We start from the raw sequence: 19,871 nt of genomic DNA, 5'->3' as shown, positions 1-19,871 counted from the left end.
CGCTGAGGTTTTGAGGTTTTGAGGTTTTGAGGTTTTGAGGTTTTGAGGTTTAGCGGTTTAGCGGTTTAGCGGTTTAGCGGTTTAGCGGTTTAGCGGTTTTGCAGTTTTGCAGTTTTGCAGTTTTGCAGTTTTGCAGTTTTGCAGTTTTGCAGTTTTGCGGTAGCTCATTAGAGCAGAACACGCGGGCGAATAGCGAATAGCGAATAGCGAATAGCGAATAGCGAATAGCGAATAGCGAATAGCGAATAGCGAATAGCGAATAGCGATGATAAACCATAATACTCCGCGCCATTTGTAAGATTTCGCCACGATAAGCTCAGTCTAATAGCGATTATCCATGTATTACGGCAATAAAAAAACCGGCCCAAAGGCCGGTTTTTTCTCAATCCAAACGTAGTTACTTACTGAGGAACAACGTTTACGATCAGTTTTGCGAATACTTCGCTGTGAACCTGGAAGTCCACTTCGTGTTCACCGGTAGTACGCAGAACGCCGTTCGGCAGGCGAACTTCGCTCTTCGCTACGTCAACGCCTGCTGCAGTAACAGCATCAGCGATGTCACGAGTACCGATTGAACCAAACAGTTTACCTTCATCGCCTGCTTTAGACGCGATAGTAACGCTGTTCAGCGCGTTGATTTTCTCAGCGCGGGCTTCAGCGGCTGCCAGAACGTCTGCCAGTTTGGCTTCAAGCTCTGCGCGGCGCGCTTCGAAATATTCAATATTTTTCTTGGTTGCCGGCACAGCTTTGCCCTGCGGAACCAGGAAGTTACGAGCATAACCCGCTTTAACGTTTACCTGGTCGCCCAGGCTACCCAGGTTTGCTACTTTATCAAGCAGAATAACTTGCATTACCTTATCCTCTCAAAGTCGTATTAATGGACCGTGGCCGATTACTGATGACGATCAGTGTACGGCAGCAGAGACAGGTAGCGCGCGCGCTTGATAGCACGGGCCAGCTGACGCTGATATTTTGCACGAGTACCGGTAATACGGCTCGGGACAATTTTACCGCTCTCGGTGATGTAGTTTTTCAGCGTAGCGATATCTTTATAGTCGATCTCTTGAACGCCTTCTGCGGTGAAACGGCAGAATTTGCGACGACGGAAGTAACGTGCCATTTGGCTAGTCTCCAGAATCTATCAATTCAATCTGTTCGGCATGCAATACCAGTTTCGTCAGCCCGTTTCGCGCCTGATGGCTACTCACGAACCCCTGAACTTCAATATGCGCACCGACCGTTATACTGTGAGTAACGGCCTGGTTTTCATGCCCGCTAATGATAACCGGCATTCTGCACCACGCCTGCCGGTGAAAACCGGCCTCCTCCTGCACTGAACGATGCTCAAGCACGAACTGGCAGTGAGGAATTCCCGATGGACTGACCTTTCGCAGCGGCGTCTTGCATACAATGCCGGACAGCGCCAGACGGTTGGCCATCAGTGATTACTCTTCAGAATCCCCAGCATTGTTGGAGGAATCAGCACTATCGCTGGATGCGAAATCGTCACGACGCTCGCGGCGCTCGTCTTTCGCTTTCACCATCGGAGAGGCTTCAGTTACTGCGTGTTTAGTACGCATAACCATGCTGCGGATAACGGCGTCGTTGAAACGGAAGCTGGTTTCCAGTTCATCGATCGCTTCCTGCGGCGCTTCTACGTTCAGCAGAACATAATGCGCTTTATGCAGTTTGTTGATCGGGTATGCCAACTGACGGCGGCCCCAGTCTTCCAGACGATGGATCGTACCTTCCGCACCAGTGATGATGCCGGTATAACGCTCGATCATGCCCGGAACCTGTTCGCTCTGGTCAGGATGGACCATAAAAACGATTTCGTAATGACGCATCGATTTGCTCCTTACGGATTATTCAGCCTCCTGTCTGGGTCAGCCGGGCCCGGGGAGGCAAGGAACGTGTTTAAGACGGCTGAAAAATTGACGCGCCATTCTACGGCCAGGGGACGGTAAACACAATCATTAATGTACGTTAAACGCGGTAGCCGAGGGGGATTCTGGCAGGATGCTGCCAAAAATTATCCTTAATATACGGGCGCAGCGGTGAACTGATGTTGCATGCGTCACAATCAGATAGAGTAAAAAGCGGCTAATTGTGGCAAAGAGATACCCATTTGCCACGAAAAAGAGCGACAGGAAGTATATCCTGGCACGGCGTGAGTTTCACGCAACCGGTTCGTTCTTTCCGCTCAATAAGAAAGTAGAAAATACCAAGAATTTTCAGATGCGAGCACGCCATCTCAACGATAAAAGCAACCTCGCTCACCTCCCCTCAGACTGCCTGATAAAAGAATTAATCGGTATCCCTTCTATTATCGGACACATTCGCTTTGAGGAATCGACTGAAAAAGCGGCAGGTTGCCGCCAGCGCGTCGGGCGTAATGCGGTGCCTTACGCCCGCTTCCTGCCGCCAGGTGAGGTTCTCGTCAAGCCCCTGCGTCCGCAGCGCCTGCTGCAGGCGCTGACTTTCTGCCGCCGGAACCACATCATCATCTTCACCGTGCCACAATAGAAGCGGTCTATCGGCAATATCGGCTACCCGATGCGTAATGTCATACTCTTTCAAAGGAGCCAGATATGCATCGATTTGCGCTCCCTGCTGCGCACTGGACATACCGGCAGGAGGAAAAAGCGTGTGGCCTAACGTCAAATAATATCCTGACCCCATCAAACTTGCCGCACAGCGGATATTGGTATGACGCGCCATCAACCCCAGCGCCGTCATTCCGCCCATCGAGGCACCGCCAACGCCAAATTGCTTATCCTTAATCCAACCCCGCTCGGCTATCGCCCGGGATAACACAGGGAATTCCTCAAAATTTTGGCGCAGAATTTCCCAAAAGCGCCGCAAACGCCCAGCAGCATCCCCTGTAAAACGCGCGCCATGTTCCGCAATGTCAGGCATAACAACCCGCATCCCATTTTGCGCCAGCGCAACGGCAAAATAGCTATAAACCAATTTCGATGAGGTAAACCCGTGGTAAAACAGCACTGTTGGCAAAGGGACCTCGCGTAATGCTGCCGGCGTGGCGTGCAGGATCTCAATACCGTCAAGCATTTGCGTTTCGATTTCTATCATATTTATCCTTATCTGACCTTCTGCAAAACCCGGCAAATAATAAATAGCGCTCCCGGAATAACACGATATTTGAGCAACCCCACACTTTTTACGCGCATAACGTTATAAAAGCGCGGCGTGCGTAACAAAATAAAAAGTTTTCCACGCCCAGGACCGCCGCGCTGACTACACTGTCCCTTACAGAAAAATCGCAATGCAAGCGGAATAAGCACACCTAATTGAAGCCGTGTGTGCCCGTAGCAAGCGTCAGGCTGAAGACCGTATATTAGCGTAATCGCCCATATTTGAAGCCCATAGAAAATACGCCGTCTTTATTTCTGAAAAATAAATACCCGCGCTATTTTCTTTGCTGGCCTAAGGAAAAACCCAGACGATTCTGTATATATAAAGAAGGGCTGATTGTTATTTTCTTGATATTTATATGTCTTTGCGCACGCCGGTCATTTCGTGTGCAGAATGGATGCAATACCAGCGCTAAACGGATGAGGTAATGCAACGGACGCCCTAATAACTGGTGGGGTATATTGTAAAGGAGCTGCTTATGACACAGATGATCGCGCTTTCCTCTTCTTTATTGTTATCTGAACAATTCGCCACGCCTGCTGCCCGCCCGGCAGAAGAGGTAGCGGCAGATTGTGTCACTGGCTTAAACGAGATGGATTTTCTGTCTTTTACTATGCCGGATAGGGAGATTCAGGATCTCGACCGGGTAGTTGCCTGTAAGGCCGACGAACAGGGCGCGGCCTACTATCGCATTATTCGCGTCCAGGAAAATACACCTCCCACAGGCTGGCACGTGCAGGCAATTATTTATGCGCAGACTTTAATTGCCTAAATTGCTTAACCTCATTAGGGCAATAGGCACTATTGCCCTCCAGAATGTTAGCGCGTGCATGTTCCCCGGCTAATGCACGCCGCCTGAAGCCCGAAGAAAAAGCGTCTCAAGCACACGTTCATTCAGCACCACATCCCCCCGAGGATCCAGCATTAAACGGCACCACGCCTCGGCAAGCGGCGGCGTCAAATTCAGTAATAGCTCCGCCCCCGCTGCCAGCAAAGCAAGCTGAGAGGTTATCTCCATTCCCAGCGCTTCCTGCGGCTTGCATAAACGCCGCTGGAGCTGTCGCCAGGCGCGATCAAAGTGACGGTTACGCCCTTTCACCGCATCAAAACGCGTATTTAGTAACTCAATCGCCGCCGGGAATTTGGTTAGTGCGCGTAGAACATCCAGGCACATGATGTTCCCCGCCCCTTCCCAAATGCTGTTTACCGGCGCTTCACGATATAAACGAGGCAATTCGCTCTCCTCACAGTAACCAATTCCCCCCAGCGCCTCCATCGCCTGGCCGACAAAAGGCGTGCCGGCACGGCATATGGTAAATTTTGCGGCGGGCGTCATCAGGCGCTGCCACAGGCGTTCTTCTTCATTGCGATGTCCTTCGCATGCCCGGGCCAGACGTAATAAAAATGCGGTTTGCCCTTCCAGACACAGTGCCATTCTTCCCAATTGTTGGCGCATCAGGGGCTGTTCAATGAGCGTTTTACCGAATGCCTGCCTGCGCCAGGCGTGATAGAGCGCGATGGAAAATGCCCGGCGCATTAATCCGTGGCTGCCTAGCGCGCAGTCCACGCGGGTTAAACTGCCCATTTTCAAGATTTGACGTACACCTTCACCCTCATCGCCTATCAGCCACCCGACGGCGTCCTGAAATTCAACTTCACCGCTGGCATTCGAGCGATTTCCTAACTTATCTTTTAGGCGTTCAATGCGTATCGCATTTCGCTGGCCGTCGGGTAAAAAGCGCGGTAGGAAAAAACAGGCAATGCCGCCTTCTGTCTGTGCCAATACCATATGCGCATCGCTTTGCGGCACGGAGTAAAACCATTTATGCCCCACTAACCGGTAAGGCTCGCCCGGCCCCCGGCGCCCAAGAGCCCTGGCGCGCGTAGTATTGCTTAATACATCAGACCCTCCCTGTTTTTCAGTCATCCCCATCCCAATGAGCAATCCGCGCTTCTCGCTTCCCGGTACCAGGCGAGCATCATAGCGATCGCTTAACAAAGCCGGCATCCAGTTTGAAAAAGAGGAAGGTAATGATTGTGCAAGTAACGGGATAGCGGCAAAGGTCATCGTTGGCGGGCACAGCGTACCGGACTCGACCTGCGCATGCAGAATAAAGCGCGCCGCCCGTGCTACAAAAGCACCTTTCCGCGATTCTTCCTGCCAGGGGAGATTATGCAAACGGCTGGCGCAAACGCCCTGCATCAGGAGGTGCCAGGCAGGATGAAAGCGGATATCATCCAGCCGCTGTCCTACGGCGTCGTAGCGTAATAATTCCGGGGAGTTGATATTCGCCAGCCGCCCAAGCTCCAGCGACTCGGCGGATCCCAACTGCTGCCCGATACTGGAGAGAAAATCGAGATCCCATTCGGCGCCTTCACGCCGGACGGCTTCGCAGAGCGCACCGTCCGAGAGAAGTAAATTACTATTATTTAACGGAAGTGGTTGATTAAAAACGGTGTGGGTTTGCCAGTGCATAAGCCCGCGTCCCTCTCTTAATGACAACGCATCTAAGTATGGACGCTGACGAGCACTTTACACGGCAACAGCGCACAAAACCGCATTCTCATCGAAAAAGAGTTACAGATTATCAGCGAACCAGACAAGCTGTTGCGCAATCACCGCTTCAAAATGTGTGCCACGATACACGTCATAATGCCGCGCGCCCTCCTCGCGGTATAGCCGCTTATTGGCGGCTCCCACGGCCTGGAACAGCGCCTCGCCCTGCGCTGGCGGATTCACGGTATCTTCGCCGGCTACCACAATCAGAGTTGGGCAGGTCACCTGACGGGCATTTTCCTGCGGCTTATATAGCAGCGTCTCGCGCACCGTCAGGAATGGAATTTTTATATCCATGGCCGGCCAGTCCGCTTTGTGTGAGTCAAAAAAGGCTCGCGATTCTTCATCGTTCAATACTCGCGTGATTGAAACAAACATCTCTTTACCTGTCGCGGCTTTTTTCTGCGCCATTTTATCCAGCGACTCCACAAACCCCCGCTTCTCTTCATCGGTCATAGCACCGGTGACTATCGCTTCACCATCGGCAAACGCCAACTGGCTAATAATGCATTTTACCTGGGGATAAAGCCGCGCCGCCCCGAAAACGTGAGCGCCGCCCAGCGATGTTCCCCATAAGCCAATACGCGACTCATCCACCTCCGGGCGTGCGCTAACCCACTGAAGCACACTGACAATATCGTCAATTTGCAGCGCCGGAACTAAACGCCCACGTTCGCCTTCGCTGGCGCCAAACCCGTGATAATCAAAAGTTACGGATAAATAACCGGCCTGCGCAAAAGCCTGAGCAAACGCCGGCAGAAGTAACCCCTGAATCCCGCAGAATCCATGGCATAAAACTACGGCCGGCTGCGGCGTATCGCACGGTGCCGGGTGATATACGGTCAGGGAAATTCCATTATCTAATTGATGAGTCGTCGTGGTCATAGCGCATCCTTTTTGATTTTTCTTAGAAAGATCATCAGTAACGGCTGTGTTTATACTGCGCGGACGCATTAAGGAAAAGAGAATAATTACATTATGTAACTATTTAGCTAAGTGAAAGAAACTTTGCCAGCTTACTTCCGCTAATGGATCGCTTGCCGCGTGGATGGCACCGCGTCAATAGGGGCCAAAGCGTATCTTTACCGTTAGCGTGCGGGTTTAGTCATAAATAAATCCGCAGTTACGCGAACAAGAAAAAACTCAAAAAGCGTGAGAGGGTAATCCAGGCAGGCCGGGCGGCCTGCCGGTGGCTCGCGGGTACGAGCAGGATAAAATGCTTAGCTGCGCTGACGCACTGCTTCAAACAGGCAAATACCGGTCGCGACAGAAACGTTCAGCGATGAAACGCTGCCAGCCATAGGAATGCCAATTAATTCATCGCAGTGCTCTCGCGTCAGGCGTCGCATACCTTCGCCTTCTGCCCCCATAACCAGCGCCAGCGCACCGTTAAGCTTGCTTTGATATAACGTATGATCGGCTTCCCCCGCCGTCCCGACAATCCAAATATTATAATCCTGCTGCAGCATGCGCAGCGTGCGCGCAAGATTCGTCACGCGCACCAGCGGCACCGTTTCCGCAGCGCCGCACGCCACTTTTTTTGCCGTCGCGTTCAACTGCGCCGATTTGTCGCGCGGCACAATTACCGCATGAACGCCCGCCGCATCGGCCGTACGCAGGCAGGCTCCCAGATTGTGGGGATCGGTAACGCCGTCAAGGATTAGCAGGAATGGCTGCGCGTGTTGTTCCAGCAGCGCCGGTAAATCGTTTTCCTGATACTGTCGACCGGGCTTCACCCGGGCGATGATCCCTTGATGCACCGCACCTTCACTTTTCTCATCAAGAAACTGGCGGCTGGCGACCTGGATCACCACGCCCTGGGCTTCCAGCGCATGAATGAGTGGCACCAGACGTTTGTCTTCACGCCCTTTAAGAACAAAAACATCCTGAAAACGCTCGGGCGCACGCTCTAACAGGGCCTGTACAGCATGGATGCCGTAAATCATTTCACTCATTTTTTTACTCGTTTTATCAGGTTACGCCGTTCTCCCCCGGCTCCGTGCCCACAAGAGAATAAGAACGCTCGTTACACTTTATTGCTGATTGAATATACATCCTGCGGGCAGGAGCACCCATCGCCTCGGCGCTCTATGATTATCGTTAACGCCGGTTTCATCGCGCAAAGTAAAAACGCGTTAGCATTTAAGCCTGCCCCTGCGGGGCAGACTTCGTGCCACCTGCCAAAAAAGGGTTTAACCTCCTTCAGGCCAGCACAGGCTCTCATGCTATTACTGACACTATTGAGCACTTTTTTTCGCAGCGCGCTTCGCCTTGGTTGCTGCCGCTATTTTCTGGGTCTTCTCAGAGGGTGGCTTCGCTTTTTTCGGCTTCTTCGCAGGCTTATCGGTTTTAGCACTCCCCTTTTCCTGCGCTTTGGCTTTTGCGCCTTTTGCCGGGCGGAAAGCGCTGTCAGGCTCGAAATTCACGCGCTTACCCGCCTGTCGGCGACGCCCGCCTTTCGGTGCTGACTTATCCTTTTTCCCTTTAGCTTTATCGCGCGCAGTTTTACCTGCTCCACGAGGCGCTCTCTCACTAGAGATTAGGGAAAAATCTATTTTGCGCTCATCCATATTAACGGCTTCAACGCGTACCGCGACTTTATCGCCTAACCGATAAGTCTGCCCGCTGGATTCGCCCGTCAGCCGCTGGCCTACCTGATCGAAGCGATAATAGTCATTATCGAGCGAGGATACGTGTACCAGCCCATCGATAAATAGCTCATTAAGACGGACAAAGAAACCAAACCCGGTTACGCTCGCAATAACGCCGCTAAACGTCTGCCCAACCTGGTCAAGCATAAAGTCGCACTTCAGCCAGTCCGTCACTTCCCGCGTGGCTTCATCTGCCCGACGCTCCGCCATTGAGCAACGCGAACCTAATTGCAGCATCTCTTCCATGCTGTAATGCCAGCCGCCGTTACCTTTAATCTGCGTTTCGTCGCCCGCCTGCTTCGCCAGCAAATATTTAATGGCGCGATGCAGCAGTAAATCAGGATAACGGCGGATTGGTGAGGTAAAGTGGGCGTAAGACGCCAGCGACAGGCCAAAATGACCGCGATTTTCCGGATCGTAGATAGCCTGCTTCATTGAACGCAGCAGCATAGTTTGCAGCATCTCGCTATCCGGGCGATCGGCAATGGAACTCAGCAGCGCGGCATAGTCCCGAGGCTGTGGTTTATTGCCACCGGGCAGCTCAAGCCCCAGTTCTGCCAGTACCGAGCGAAAAGCGGTTATCGCTTCCGTAGTCGGTCTGTCATGCACGCGGAACAGCGCTGGCTCATCGTGCTTTTCAACAAAACGTGCCGCTGAGACATTCGCCAGAATCATGCACTCTTCAATCAGCTTATGCGCCTCATTGCGCTCCGTTTGTTCGATACGCTCAATGCGCCGCTCCGCGTTAAAGATAAATTTCGCTTCTTCGCTTTCAAAAGAAATACCGCCGCGCTCGCTGCGCGCCTGTTCCAGCGCTTTGTATAAACGCTGCAGCTCTTCAATCGGCTTCACCAGCGGCTGATAGTGCTCCCGCAGTTCCCTGTCGCCCTGCAGCATATGCCATACTTTAGTGTAGGTCAGGCGCGCATGTGAGCGCATGACTGCTTCATAGAACTTCCACGTTGAAAGATTACCGCGCGCGGAGATGGTCATCTCACACACCATACACAGGCGATCGACCTGTGGATTAAGCGAACAAAGCCCGTTCGATAATACTTCCGGCAGCATTGGCACTACCTGGGAAGGGAAATAGACCGAAGTACCGCGGTTTAACGCTTCTTTGTCCAGCGGCGTGCCTGGACGCACGTAATAGCTAACGTCAGCAATCGCAACCCATAAACGCCAGCCGCCACCGCGTTTCTTTTCGCAGTAGACTGCATCGTCAAAATCTCGGGCGTCTTCACCATCAATCGTCACCAGCGGCAGTGCACGTAAATCAACGCGCCCGGTCTTAGCCGATTCGGGCACTTCCTCGCTCAGCCCCTCAACCTGCGTTTCGACTTCAGGCGGCCAGACGTAAGGAATTTCATGGGTGCGCAGCGCGATATCTACCGCCATACCTGTTCCCATATTGTCGCCCAGCACCTCGACAATTTTTCCCACCGCTTTGCTTCGCCGAGTTGGGCGTTGCGTTAGCTCAACCACCACCACAAAGCCCATACGCGCGCCGAGCGTCTCTTCCGGCGGAATCAAAATATCAAAACTTAACCGGCTATCGTCAGGCACTACGAAACCAACGCCGGCGTCAGTAAAGTAGCGGCCAACGATTTGGCTGGTTTTAGGCACCAGCACGCGCACAATACGCGCCTCGCGCCGCCCTTTGCGATCCGCGCCCAGCGGCTGCGCCAGCACTTCATCGCCGTGGATGCAGGTTTTCATCTGCTCGGAAGAGAGGTAGAGATCGTCTTTTTTACCTTCAGCGCGCAGGAAGCCGAAGCCGTCGCGATGCCCGATCACTATACCTTTAACCAGATCCAGCCGTTCCGGCAGCGCGTAGCATTGCCTGCGCGTGAAGACTAATTGCCCGTCACGCTCCATTGCCCGCAGCCGACGGCGCAGCGCTTCATGCTGTTCCTCGCCGTCAATCTGTAACGCCTGCGCTAATTCATCGCGGCTGGCGGGTTTTTCCCGCTTTGACAGTAGGTCGAGAATAAACTCCCGGCTGGGGATCGGATTTGAATATTTCTCCGCCTCTCGCGTCAGGAAAGGATCTTTTGACATGACGGTTCCTCCGTTGTCACCCGCTGGCGCTACACGCGTTCTTCCACCAGCAGCAATTTGTAGAGTGGCTGATTATCTTCCACTAAGTCCGCAAGGGTATAGTTATCCAGCTCTTCAAGGAAAAGGCGTACCGCTTTAGATAACGCGGACTTTAACCGGCAGGCAGGAGTAATATGGCAAAACTCGCTGCTACAGTTAACCAGCGTTAGCGGTTCTAGCTCACGCACCACATCACCAATACGCACTGACTCCGCCGGTTTACCTAAGCGAATACCGCCGTTTTTACCGCGGATAGCGGTAACAAAACCGGCCCGGCTCAGTTGATTGATTATTTTCACCATGTGATTACGGGAAACGCCATAAACCTGGGTTACTTCGGTAATATTGGTCATCTCGCCTTCGGGTAAAGACGCCATATAGATTAAAGCCCGCAGACCATAATCTGTAAAACTCGTTAACTGCACATCAACCTCGGATAAAAAGGAGGGGAAAAGCCGTTCGCCGTAAAGCGAGAATATACTGATGATAAACCAGCCACCCGTCAGGCGGCTAATTAATTTGATTAAGGCGGGGGATCGGGCGCCTTAACGCGCCCGATAAGTGCAGCTTAAGCGTCGTAAGGATCGCGCAGGATCATTGTTTCACTACGATCCGGTCCCGTAGAAATAATATCCACTGGAATACCCGTTACTTCTTCAATGCGCTTGATATAGTTCAGCGCAGCCTGAGGCAACTTACTGCGTTCCTTCACACCAAACGTCGTTTCTGACCAGCCCGGCAGGGTCTCATAAATCGGCTCGATACCTTCCCAGCTATCCGCCGCCAGCGGAGTAGTTGTAACTTCACGGCCATCTGGCATGCGGTAAGCGATACAAATCTTAACCTCTTTCAGGCCGTCCAGAACGTCCAGTTTGGTCAGGCAGAAGCCAGATAAAGAGTTAATCTGCACCGCGCGACGCACGGCAACGGCGTCCAGCCAGCCGGTGCGGCGGCGACGTCCAGTAGTGGCACCGAATTCATTCCCCTGCTTACACAGATACTCACCGGTTTCATCAAACAGTTCGGTAGGGAACGGGCCAGCGCCGACGCGCGTTGAATAAGCTTTGAGGATCCCCAGAACATAGTCGATATAGCGCGGGCCTACGCCAGAGCCGGTAGAAACACCGCCAGCGGTAGTATTGGAAGACGTGACGTAAGGATAAGTACCGTGATCGATATCCAGTAGCGTCCCCTGAGCGCCTTCGAACATAATGAAATCGCCGCGCAGGCGCGCCTGGTCTAAAAGCTCAGAGACATCCACCACCATGCTGGTCAGTAGATCGGCAACGGCCATCGCGTCGTCCAACACCGTCTGATAATCCACGGCGTCGGCTTTATAGAAATTCACTAGCTGGAAGTTGTGATATTCCATCACTTCTTTCAGTTTCTCAGCGAAAGCTGCTTTATCAAAGAGATCGCCCACGCGCAGGCCGCGACGCGCGACTTTATCTTCATACGCCGGCCCAATGCCGCGGCCAGTGGTGCCAATTGCTTTCGCACCGCGCGCTTTTTCACGAGCAGCGTCTAATGCTACATGATAATCCAGGATAAGCGGGCAGGCTTCAGAGAGGAGTAGACGCTCGCGCACTGGAATGCCGCGATCTTCAAGCTCTTTCATCTCTTTCAACAGCGCGGCCGGAGAGAGCACCACGCCGTTGCCGATGACGCTGATGACGTTCTCACGAAGAATACCTGAGGGGATTAAGTGCAGTACGGTCTTTTCACCGTTGATTACCAGCGTGTGGCCCGCGTTGTGCCCACCCTGATAGCGCACAACATATTTGGCCCGTTCAGTCAGAAGATCGACAATCTTCCCTTTCCCTTCGTCACCCCATTGGGTGCCCAGTACGACGACGTTGTTACCCATTTTCAAAATCACCGTTTGCTTAAAAATGGATTCTACCACCGGTTTTTGAGATATTCAGCCCTTTCAGGCGACAAAAATGCGCGCTTCTCGCCTGATTTATCTTTAACTTAGCCCTTTATGCAGCATGTAGTAAATGACAATGCCAGCCACCACAAGCCCTCCGCCGTAGCGACGCAGTGCTTTTTCTGGCAGCAGTATCATGGCACCAATCATACGACGCCAGAGCGTAGGAAAGAGCATTGGCCCAAGGCCTTCCAGTACCAGCACCAGCGCCAGCGCGCTCCAAATTGTTGTATTCATTTTCTATCCAGTTGTTTTTTACTCGGCCAGGCAGCACCAGCAACCACCGGCCACGCGCGAGCTTCTTAAAGATAAAAAAAGCCGGTCATCATTCATTCTGACCGGCATAGTTTTTCGAATGCCGATACTTCATCTATCGGCATGCACCAGGGAAACGTTAACGAGCGCTGCTGTTTGGCGCTTTCATATAACGGAAAAAGTCATTTTCCGGGCTAAGCACCATAACATCCTGTTTTGAGTTAAAGCTCTGCTCGTAGGCGCGCAGGCTGCGAATAAATGCATAGAAGTTAGGATCCTGACTAAACGCGTCAGCAAATAGCTTCGCCGCCTCTGCATCTCCTTCACCGCGAACTATACGCGCCTGCCGCTCTGCTTCCGCCAGCGTACGAGTCACCTGATAATCCGCCGCCGCGCGCAGCTTCTCGGCCTCTTCCTGACCCTGAGAACGATGGCGACGTGCTACTGCGCTGCGTTCCGCGCGCATACGGTTATAAATAGCTTCAGAGACTTCCGCAGGCAGGTTAATTTGTTTAATCCGCACATCCACGACTTCAATACCTAACGCCGCCATACTGTTTGGATTAATAACCGGCACTTTCCCGTTAGTTTCCTCTGTGATCCTCTCTGCGGCTTTCGCTATCGCATCGTCCGCCGCCGGCGTTTCCACTTCGTCCTCCGTCCCGGCAGAGCCTGAGTTCAGCGCTTCACGAACTTCAAGCGTCAAGCGCCCGCGCGAATCAGTAACGATATCTTTAACATCCAGACGTCCAATCTCCGAACGCAGACGGTCGCTGAATTTACGTTTCAGCAGTACCTCAGCCTGTGAAACATCGCCACCGCCGGTCGCCAGGTAATAGCGACTAAAATCGCTGATGCGCCACTTAATGTACGAATCGACGATCAGGTCTTTCTTTTCTTTAGTAACAAACCGGTCAGCCTGGTTGTCCATCGTTTGAATACGGGCATCCAGAGTTTTAACGGTTTCAATAAACGGCACTTTGAAGTGCAGACCCGGTACATACACCTTTGGTTTATTGTCATCGTCACGAACCACTTTGCCAAAGCGCAGCGTAATACCGCGCTCGCCTTCTTTAACCACAAAGACTGAGGCATATAGCGCGACCAGCACGATAATAATTACTGCAATGACTGATTTACGCATTGTTATTCACTCCCCCGGCGCTGTGCATTCGCGCGACGTTGATCCATGATATCGCCGCGGCTGGACGTCGTTGAACCGCTGGCGCGATCGTCTGACGGCGACGCGGGTGGCAGGCGCAGAAGATGTTCATTATCAGCAGTAGTGCTGGTATTAGCTGGCGCCGGAGTACCGCCTTTTAACATTTGCTCTAAAGGCAGCACCATCAAATTATTGCCGCCCTTATCATTCACCAGGACTTTACGGGTATGACTCAGCACTTTTTCCATCGTTTCAATATACAGGCGCTCGCGCGTAATTTCCGGCGCGGCTTTGTATTCAGGCAGGATCTTCGCAAAACGCGCTACCTCCCCTTGAGCCTCCAGTACGGTCTGAGTCTTGTAGGCGCGAGCCTCTTCAAGAATACGCTGCGCCTGACCGTTCGCGCGCGGCTGTACTTCGTTCGCGTAGGCTTCCGCTTCGCGGATATACTGCTGCTCGTTTTCACGTGCGGCAATCGCATCGTCAAATGAGGATTTTACTTCCTCCGGAGGGCGCGCGGCCTGGAAGTTAACGTCTAACAGAGTAATCCCCATGTTGTAGGGCTTAATCGTCTCTTCCAGTTCACGCTGAGTATCGCTACGGATAACCGTACGCCCCTCGGTCAGGATTTTATCCATCGTATATTTACCGATAACGCCACGCAGTGCGCTATCTGTCGCCTGCCGCAGACTATCGTCGGCGCTGGTGACACTAAATAGATAACGACGTGGATCGGTTACCCGATATTGCACGTTCATTTCAACGCGCACGACGTTTTCATCCGATGTCAGCATAACCCCGGATGCCGCCAGTTCACGCACGGACTCTACGTTCACAGCACGCACGCTATCAATGAAGGTCGGTTTCCAGTTAAGGCCGGGCTCTACCATGTGGCTAAATTTACCAAACCGCGTTACTACGCCGCGCTCGGCCTCTTTGATAGTATAAAAACCGCTAGCGGCCCATATCACCACCGCGATTACCGCCACTACGCCAACGGCACGACCGCCCATATGCGCCCGAGGCCCCTGGCCGCCGTTCTTACCGCCGCCGAAGCCTCCGAGCTTTTTGCTCAATTTACGGAAAATATCGTCCAAATCCGGTGGCCCCTGATTGCGGCCGCCTTTATTGCCCCCAGAGTCGCCGCCGGGCTTATTGCTTCCCCACGGGTCGCGGTCCTGTCCGTTATTACCGGGCTGATTCCACGCCATGTTTTTGCTCCATATTGGTTGTGCAGTGATCCCCACAGCAGGGGAAAATCTTCAGGCGAACCTACCGGCATCAGATTAAATAATCCAATACGGCTGGATCTTGCTTACAAAGGCGACGCCAGTCTACTACAGGCATACGCACCTGCAATCCAACGAAGCCGTCTTCATCCATCCACTCTTTTTCTATCGACTGAAGCTGATAAAAACGGCTCCGTAATCGCCCTGCCTGGGGAGGAAGGCGCAGCGTATGCTGCACAATCTCGCCAGACAAACGCTCCGTTAGCGCCTGAAAAAGGAGTGGTAAACCGGCCCCCGTCTGCGCAGACAGCCAGACACGCACCGGAACATTTTCTTCGTCTCTGTCGATACGCGGGGTAAATTCATCCAGCATATCGATTTTATTCATTACCTGCAGCGTCGGCAGTTCCCTGGCATCAATTTCCTCAAGAACCGACTCTACGGCGTCAATATTTTCCTGTATCCGCAAATCGGACGCATCAATAACATGTAACAGCAATGTCGCCTGCCGGGTTTCCAGCAGTGTTGCTTTAAACGCCGCGACTAAATCATGCGGCAAATGGCGGATAAAACCTACCGTGTCCGCCAGCACGGTCTCGCCGACATCCGCCACGTCGATGCGACGCAGCGTAGGATCCAGTGTCGCAAAAAGCTGATCCGCAGCATACACATTTGCCGCCGTCATGCGATTAAATAAAGTGGATTTTCCCGCATTGGTATAACCGACAAGCGAAACGGTGGGTACATCAGCGCGCGTGCGGGCGCGTCTGCTTTGTTCACGCTGCTTTTCAACTTTCTCAAGGCGCGAAAGAATCTGCATGATACGATTGCGCAATAAGCGCCGGTCCGTTTCTAGCTGCGTTTCACCCGGTCCGCGCAGGCCTATGCCCCCTTTTTGTCGTTCAAGGTGGGTCCAACCGCGAACCAGCCGCGTGGCTAAATGCCGTAGCTGCGCCAGCTCAACCTGCAATTTCCCTTCATGGGTACGCGCACGTTGCGCAAAAATATCGAGAATTAAACCTGTTCGGTCAATAACGCGGCATTCGCAAAGCCGCTCCAAGTTACGTTCCTGAGCCGGCGTTAGCGCATGATCAAATAGCACGACGGAGGCCCCGACGGCCCTCACCGCGTCAGCGATTTCGACAGCCTTACCTTCGCCTACAAAATACTTAGGGTGCGGCGCCTTACGGGAACCAGTCACCACCTGCAGCGCTTCGACACCTGCGGAAGAGACCAGGGATTCAAACTCCTGGAGATCCTCCATGTCTTTATCCTGCTCAAACCAGATGTGGACCAGCACCGCCTGCTCACCGGCGTCATAACGGTCAAACAAGCGTATAACCTCTCAAAACGATCGGCGGGGAACACAGTTAGCCTGGTTCCCCGTCATAAACCTACAGCCATCAACCTTATTCAGCGCTATCGCTTTCTTGCTGGGTTGAAGTGGCCGGCGCGTTACTGCTTCCGTGATGATAGTTACCCGTACCGCCAGCGTTATTGCTATGATGAGAAACTGGACGAGACGGTACAACGGTAGAGATCGCGTGCTTATATACCATTTGGCTGACTGTGTTCTTCAGCAGAATGACGAACTGATCGAAAGATTCGATTTGACCTTGCAGCTTAATACCATTCACCAAATAAATAGAAACCGGAACACGCTCCCTACGCAGCGCATTCAGGAACGGATCTTGCAAAGATTGCCCCTTAGCCATTCTATCTTTTCCTTATAGCTTGTTGTTTATACTTAGAACCCTTAGGTCCTGAAATTACGTCTAAAAAAATGCATACGAGACGTTGTAATTGTACACATTCAGGGGTGCAACGCACCAGGAACCTGTACTTCTTGTAGAATCTTCCTTAAGGCTTGCTGTGGCGCGTCACTATCCAGCCACGTCACGCCGTTCCAACCCCGTAACCAGGTCATTTGGCGCTTAGCAAGCTGCCTTGTTGCGCAAATTCCCCGATAAACCATCTCATCGTACGTTATCTCTCCAGACAAATATGCCCACATCTGGCGATATCCTACGCAGCGAATCGAAGGCATATCCGTATGCAAGTCACCGCGAGCAAAAAGCGCCCGCGTTTCAGCTTCAAAGCCTGAAGCTAACATCTGATGAAAACGCTGCTCTATTCGCTGATGAATCAGTTCACGACTCGCCGGAGCGATGGCAAACTGATGCACCCGATACGGTAGAGCCTCTCCTGCCGTTTGCGTCAACTCTGTTAAAGTTTTACCCGAAATAAAAAAAACTTCCAGTGCCCGAGAAAGCCTCTGCGGATCATTCGGATGGATACGCATAGCCGCTACGGGATCGATTTCCTGGAGGCGGAGATGCATTGACTCCCAGCCCAATTGCGCCGCCTGCTGTTCTATCGATTCCCGCACCTCGGGAGAAGCCGGCGGCAGCGGCGATAGCCCCTCCAACAGAGCTTTAAAATAAAGCATCGTGCCGCCCACTAATAGCGGAATCCGCCCTGCGGCAACGATATCCGCCATCTCAGCAAGAGCATCACGCCGAAAATCGGCTGCAGAATAAGCCTGGGCTGGGTCCAGTATATCTAATAACCTGTGCGGCGCCTGAGCCTGTTCACGGGCATCCGGCTTTGCCGTTCCGATATCCATGCCCCGGTAAATAAGCGCTGAGTCAACGCTGATGAGTTCGACCGGTAACACGCGACGGAGCTCAATAGCTAAAGCCGTCTTGCCCGATGCGGTAGGCCCCATTAGAAAAATGGCCGACGGCAGGCCGGTATTATTATAAGAATAGCTCACGTCATTCATGCTTCAGGGCGCTTATCGCTGATTGTAAATCAATGTATTGTAACAGACCGGGCGGTGGATTTTTTATCAGCTTAGGGCATAGCCGCTCAAGATCCGCCAGCGTAGTTATTGCCTGCGCTATGCCCCACTCCGTATGGCTACAGGTAAGGCGCCCGGCGAGCCAGCGCGCGATGGTCTCCGCAGTCTCTTTTTCCTGCTGCGCCAGGTAGCCTATCAGCTCAGGAATCAAGTTTTGTAAGTTTTGTTGGCGTAACGGTAAAGGAACGGCCCGCACCGTGACAAATTGTGCGTCGATAGCAAACGTCATCCCTACCGTTTCCAGTAGATCTTGCCAGTGCGATAAAGTCTGGCGCTCCGTGGCTTCTAGCTTTAGTCGTACCGGGATAAGCAAAGGCTGGGCGCGCAATTTTTCATCCCCAGGCTGCAACTGAGCCAGCCGCAGCCAGCGATCGGCAACCGCTAATGCAAGTACAGCAAAATGACCGTTTCGCTCTACCAGTGCGATATCGGGTTTTATTACAGATAAAACCCGCCCAAAGCTCTGCGCGGATTCACCGCCATCAGCAGGATCTTTAATTGGAAGCGCGTGTTTTGACGCGTTATCGGCTTCGGCCAGCGGCGGCGTATCCAGTAACTGTTGATATAGCGCTCCCTGCTGTTTCTGATACCCCGGCGCCGCATGCGGCCAACCTGAGCCATCACGCCTCTGACAACCACCAGCACCAGCACCAGCACCAGCACCAGCACCAGCACCAGCACCAGCACCAGCACCAGCACCAGCACCAGCACCAGCACCATAGTCAATGCTGCCAGCCTCCCGTGCAACAGAAGCCTTCCTTACGGATGTCGATGTTTCAGCCCGGTGGCCTCGCCCATAGATAGCGTCCGACTCCGGTTGTGCAAACTGATTCTCGCCGGCGCTGGCGCGGTTTTCCGGCTGCCAGCGCGGCGCCGACGCTTCATCCAGCGGCAGCGTGTCTGCCCGTTGGTGCAGCACGCTGAGAACGCCCTGATAAATAAAATCGTGCACCAGCCGCGACTGATGAAAACGCACTTCATGCTTCGCCGGATGGACATTCACATCAACCTGATGGGGATCAATATCCAGATACAACACGTAAGCAGGCTGTCTGTCGAGGCCCAGTTTATCTTCACACGCCTGGCGAATCGCATGGTTGATTAACCGATCGCGCATCATACGGCCATTGACATAACAATATTGAATATCCGTCAGCGCCTGCGCCGTAGCCCGCGGCTCCGCGACCCAACCGCGCAAAGCTAAATCCCCGTGCTGCCACTCAATGGCCAGCGCCTGTTCAAGAAACGCCGCTCCGCAAATCGCGCCGAGACGGCGCTCGCGCTGCGTTTCTTTCTGAACCGCGCGGTATTGCCGGGTCAGCTTTCCATTATGAGTAAGATTGATAGTCACATCGAAGCGCGCAAGAGCAATGCGCCGCACAACCTCATCAATATGGGTAAACTCGGTTTTTTCCGTGCGCAAAAATTTACGCCGGGCGGGCGTATTATAAAAAAGATCCAATACCTCCAGCGTCGTCCCCGTAGGGTGTGCCGCAGGTTTGACCATCACGGTCATATCGCGCCCTTCCGCATACGCCTGCCATGCTTCCGAAGCGCCCTCGGTGCGCGAAGTCAGGGTTAAACGTGAAACGGAGCTAATGCTGGCCAGCGCCTCCCCCCGAAAGCCGAGACTGACGATTGCTTCCAGATCGTCCAGCGTCGCGATTTTGCTGGTAGCATGGCGCGCCAGCGCGAGCGCCAGTTCGTCTTTCCCAATCCCGCAGCCATTGTCGCGAATACGAATAAGCTTTGCGCCACCGCGCTCGATATCAATGTCGATGCGCGTCGCGCCAGCATCCAGGCTGTTTTCAACCAGTTCCTTAACCACCGACGCCGGGCGCTCGACCACTTCGCCAGCGGCGATTTGGTTTGCCAATTGCGGTGGCAGGATCTGAATAGACATACGTTCTCCTCTTACCCGCACGGCAAGCCGGCCGGGTGAAACTTTATTCGTTATCGCTACGCACG

The 19,871-nt window shown here is 53.1% G+C and carries 20 protein-coding genes; 1 reads left to right on the top strand and 19 read right to left on the bottom strand.

Annotated elements, in window-relative coordinates; genetic code table 11:
• Window positions 1–73: 73 nt before the first annotated feature.
• From SFA31_RS05835 to yjfP, 6 genes are all read right to left on the bottom strand, one after another.
• Window positions 74–292 carry a hypothetical protein gene (locus tag SFA31_RS05835; protein ID WP_322837130.1) on the bottom strand — a complete coding sequence of 73 codons (219 nt, stop codon included), beginning with the start codon at window positions 290–292 and terminating at the stop codon, window positions 74–76.
• A gap of 109 nt (window positions 293–401) precedes the next feature.
• Complete coding sequence (gene rplI, locus SFA31_RS05830) at window positions 402–851, bottom strand: 50S ribosomal protein L9 (protein ID WP_322837129.1); 450 nt, start codon at window positions 849–851, stop codon at window positions 402–404.
• Between the two features lie 41 nt (window positions 852–892).
• The gene (gene rpsR, locus SFA31_RS05825) at window positions 893–1,120 is read right to left on the bottom strand and encodes a 30S ribosomal protein S18 (protein WP_000135199.1); all 228 of its coding nucleotides are present in this window, start codon (window positions 1,118–1,120) and stop codon (window positions 893–895) included.
• Between the two features lie 4 nt (window positions 1,121–1,124).
• Window positions 1,125–1,439, bottom strand: a complete 315-nt coding sequence (priB, locus tag SFA31_RS05820; RefSeq protein WP_322837128.1) for a primosomal replication protein N — start codon at window positions 1,437–1,439, stop codon at window positions 1,125–1,127.
• Window positions 1,440–1,445: 6 nt separating this feature from the next.
• Window positions 1,446–1,847, bottom strand: coding sequence for a 30S ribosomal protein S6 (gene rpsF / locus SFA31_RS05815; RefSeq protein WP_322837127.1), 402 nt, complete (start codon window positions 1,845–1,847; stop codon window positions 1,446–1,448).
• A gap of 460 nt (window positions 1,848–2,307) precedes the next feature.
• Window positions 2,308–3,093 carry an esterase gene (gene yjfP / locus SFA31_RS05810; protein ID WP_322837126.1) on the bottom strand — a complete coding sequence of 262 codons (786 nt, stop codon included), beginning with the start codon at window positions 3,091–3,093 and terminating at the stop codon, window positions 2,308–2,310.
• A gap of 541 nt (window positions 3,094–3,634) precedes the next feature.
• Here yjfP and SFA31_RS05805 point away from each other — a divergent pair.
• The gene (locus SFA31_RS05805; RefSeq protein WP_322837125.1) at window positions 3,635–3,928 is read left to right on the top strand and encodes a DUF1471 domain-containing protein; all 294 of its coding nucleotides are present in this window, start codon (window positions 3,635–3,637) and stop codon (window positions 3,926–3,928) included.
• A 69-nt stretch (window positions 3,929–3,997) separates the two neighbouring features.
• On the opposite strand, the gene SFA31_RS05800 is transcribed toward SFA31_RS05805, so the two are convergent.
• From SFA31_RS05800 to mutL, 13 genes are all read right to left on the bottom strand, one after another.
• Window positions 3,998–5,632, bottom strand: coding sequence for an isovaleryl-CoA dehydrogenase (locus SFA31_RS05800; protein ID WP_322837124.1), 1,635 nt, complete (start codon window positions 5,630–5,632; stop codon window positions 3,998–4,000).
• A gap of 102 nt (window positions 5,633–5,734) precedes the next feature.
• Window positions 5,735–6,598, bottom strand: a complete 864-nt coding sequence (gene uilS, locus SFA31_RS05795; protein WP_322837123.1) for a UilS family quorum-quenching N-acyl-homoserine lactonase — start codon at window positions 6,596–6,598, stop codon at window positions 5,735–5,737.
• Window positions 6,599–6,933: 335 nt separating this feature from the next.
• Complete coding sequence (gene rlmB / locus SFA31_RS05790; protein ID WP_322837122.1) at window positions 6,934–7,668, bottom strand: 23S rRNA (guanosine(2251)-2'-O)-methyltransferase RlmB; 735 nt, start codon at window positions 7,666–7,668, stop codon at window positions 6,934–6,936.
• 282 nt (window positions 7,669–7,950) lie between these two features.
• The gene (gene rnr, locus SFA31_RS05785; RefSeq protein WP_322837121.1) at window positions 7,951–10,425 is read right to left on the bottom strand and encodes a ribonuclease R; all 2,475 of its coding nucleotides are present in this window, start codon (window positions 10,423–10,425) and stop codon (window positions 7,951–7,953) included.
• A gap of 29 nt (window positions 10,426–10,454) precedes the next feature.
• Complete coding sequence (gene nsrR, locus SFA31_RS05780) at window positions 10,455–10,889, bottom strand: nitric oxide-sensing transcriptional repressor NsrR (protein ID WP_322837120.1); 435 nt, start codon at window positions 10,887–10,889, stop codon at window positions 10,455–10,457.
• Between the two features lie 143 nt (window positions 10,890–11,032).
• Window positions 11,033–12,331: an adenylosuccinate synthase gene (locus SFA31_RS05775; RefSeq protein ID WP_322837119.1), complete on the bottom strand. Its 1,299-nt coding sequence runs from the start codon at window positions 12,329–12,331 to the stop codon at window positions 11,033–11,035.
• A gap of 102 nt (window positions 12,332–12,433) precedes the next feature.
• Window positions 12,434–12,631, bottom strand: a complete 198-nt coding sequence (locus SFA31_RS05770) for a DUF2065 domain-containing protein (protein ID WP_322837118.1) — start codon at window positions 12,629–12,631, stop codon at window positions 12,434–12,436.
• Window positions 12,632–12,788: 157 nt separating this feature from the next.
• Window positions 12,789–13,793, bottom strand: a complete 1,005-nt coding sequence (gene hflC, locus SFA31_RS05765) for a protease modulator HflC (RefSeq protein WP_322837117.1) — start codon at window positions 13,791–13,793, stop codon at window positions 12,789–12,791.
• Window positions 13,794–13,795: 2 nt separating this feature from the next.
• Window positions 13,796–15,022 carry an FtsH protease activity modulator HflK gene (gene hflK, locus SFA31_RS05760; protein WP_322837116.1) on the bottom strand — a complete coding sequence of 409 codons (1,227 nt, stop codon included), beginning with the start codon at window positions 15,020–15,022 and terminating at the stop codon, window positions 13,796–13,798.
• A 70-nt stretch (window positions 15,023–15,092) separates the two neighbouring features.
• Entirely contained in the window at window positions 15,093–16,373 is a 1,281-nt protein-coding gene (gene hflX / locus SFA31_RS05755; protein WP_322837115.1) for a ribosome rescue GTPase HflX, read from the bottom strand.
• A gap of 76 nt (window positions 16,374–16,449) precedes the next feature.
• The gene (gene hfq / locus SFA31_RS05750) at window positions 16,450–16,755 is read right to left on the bottom strand and encodes an RNA chaperone Hfq (protein ID WP_322837114.1); all 306 of its coding nucleotides are present in this window, start codon (window positions 16,753–16,755) and stop codon (window positions 16,450–16,452) included.
• Between the two features lie 98 nt (window positions 16,756–16,853).
• Complete coding sequence (miaA, locus tag SFA31_RS05745; protein WP_322837113.1) at window positions 16,854–17,825, bottom strand: tRNA (adenosine(37)-N6)-dimethylallyltransferase MiaA; 972 nt, start codon at window positions 17,823–17,825, stop codon at window positions 16,854–16,856.
• Window positions 17,818–19,806 carry a DNA mismatch repair endonuclease MutL gene (gene mutL, locus SFA31_RS05740; RefSeq protein ID WP_322837112.1) on the bottom strand — a complete coding sequence of 663 codons (1,989 nt, stop codon included), beginning with the start codon at window positions 19,804–19,806 and terminating at the stop codon, window positions 17,818–17,820. The genes miaA and mutL overlap by 8 nt, the downstream gene beginning before the upstream one ends.
• Window positions 19,807–19,871 lie beyond the last annotated feature (65 nt).

Origin of the sequence: Erwinia sp. HR93, from assembly GCF_034555055.1 — a bacterium.
Taxonomy (GTDB): Bacteria; Pseudomonadota; Gammaproteobacteria; order Enterobacterales; family Enterobacteriaceae; genus Apirhabdus; species Apirhabdus apintestini.
The sequence above is the reverse complement of the archived record's forward strand: the minus strand, read 5'-3'. Positions and strand labels throughout refer to the sequence as shown.

Bases quoted from the DNA above. Each gene is read 5' to 3' on its own strand.
- SFA31_RS05835 (WP_322837130.1), bottom strand. From the start codon at position 292: ATGGCGCGGAGTATTATGGTTTATCATCGCTATTCGCTATTCGCTATT.
- rplI (WP_322837129.1), bottom strand. From the start codon at position 851: ATGCAAGTTATTCTGCTTGATAAAGTAGCAAACCTGGGTAGCCTGGGC.
- rpsR (WP_000135199.1), bottom strand. From the start codon at position 1,120: ATGGCACGTTACTTCCGTCGTCGCAAATTCTGCCGTTTCACCGCAGAA.
- priB (WP_322837128.1), bottom strand. From the start codon at position 1,439: ATGGCCAACCGTCTGGCGCTGTCCGGCATTGTATGCAAGACGCCGCTG.
- rpsF (WP_322837127.1), bottom strand. From the start codon at position 1,847: ATGCGTCATTACGAAATCGTTTTTATGGTCCATCCTGACCAGAGCGAA.
- yjfP (WP_322837126.1), bottom strand. From the start codon at position 3,093: ATGATAGAAATCGAAACGCAAATGCTTGACGGTATTGAGATCCTGCAC.
- SFA31_RS05805 (WP_322837125.1), top strand. From the start codon at position 3,635: ATGACACAGATGATCGCGCTTTCCTCTTCTTTATTGTTATCTGAACAA.
- SFA31_RS05800 (WP_322837124.1), bottom strand. From the start codon at position 5,632: ATGCACTGGCAAACCCACACCGTTTTTAATCAACCACTTCCGTTAAAT.
- uilS (WP_322837123.1), bottom strand. From the start codon at position 6,598: ATGACCACGACGACTCATCAATTAGATAATGGAATTTCCCTGACCGTA.
- rlmB (WP_322837122.1), bottom strand. From the start codon at position 7,668: ATGAGTGAAATGATTTACGGCATCCATGCTGTACAGGCCCTGTTAGAG.
- rnr (WP_322837121.1), bottom strand. From the start codon at position 10,425: ATGTCAAAAGATCCTTTCCTGACGCGAGAGGCGGAGAAATATTCAAAT.
- SFA31_RS05775 (WP_322837119.1), bottom strand. From the start codon at position 12,331: ATGGGTAACAACGTCGTCGTACTGGGCACCCAATGGGGTGACGAAGGG.
- SFA31_RS05770 (WP_322837118.1), bottom strand. From the start codon at position 12,631: ATGAATACAACAATTTGGAGCGCGCTGGCGCTGGTGCTGGTACTGGAA.
- hflC (WP_322837117.1), bottom strand. From the start codon at position 13,793: ATGCGTAAATCAGTCATTGCAGTAATTATTATCGTGCTGGTCGCGCTA.
- hflK (WP_322837116.1), bottom strand. From the start codon at position 15,022: ATGGCGTGGAATCAGCCCGGTAATAACGGACAGGACCGCGACCCGTGG.
- hfq (WP_322837114.1), bottom strand. From the start codon at position 16,755: ATGGCTAAGGGGCAATCTTTGCAAGATCCGTTCCTGAATGCGCTGCGT.
- miaA (WP_322837113.1), bottom strand. From the start codon at position 17,825: ATGAATGACGTGAGCTATTCTTATAATAATACCGGCCTGCCGTCGGCC.
- mutL (WP_322837112.1), bottom strand. From the start codon at position 19,806: ATGTCTATTCAGATCCTGCCACCGCAATTGGCAAACCAAATCGCCGCT.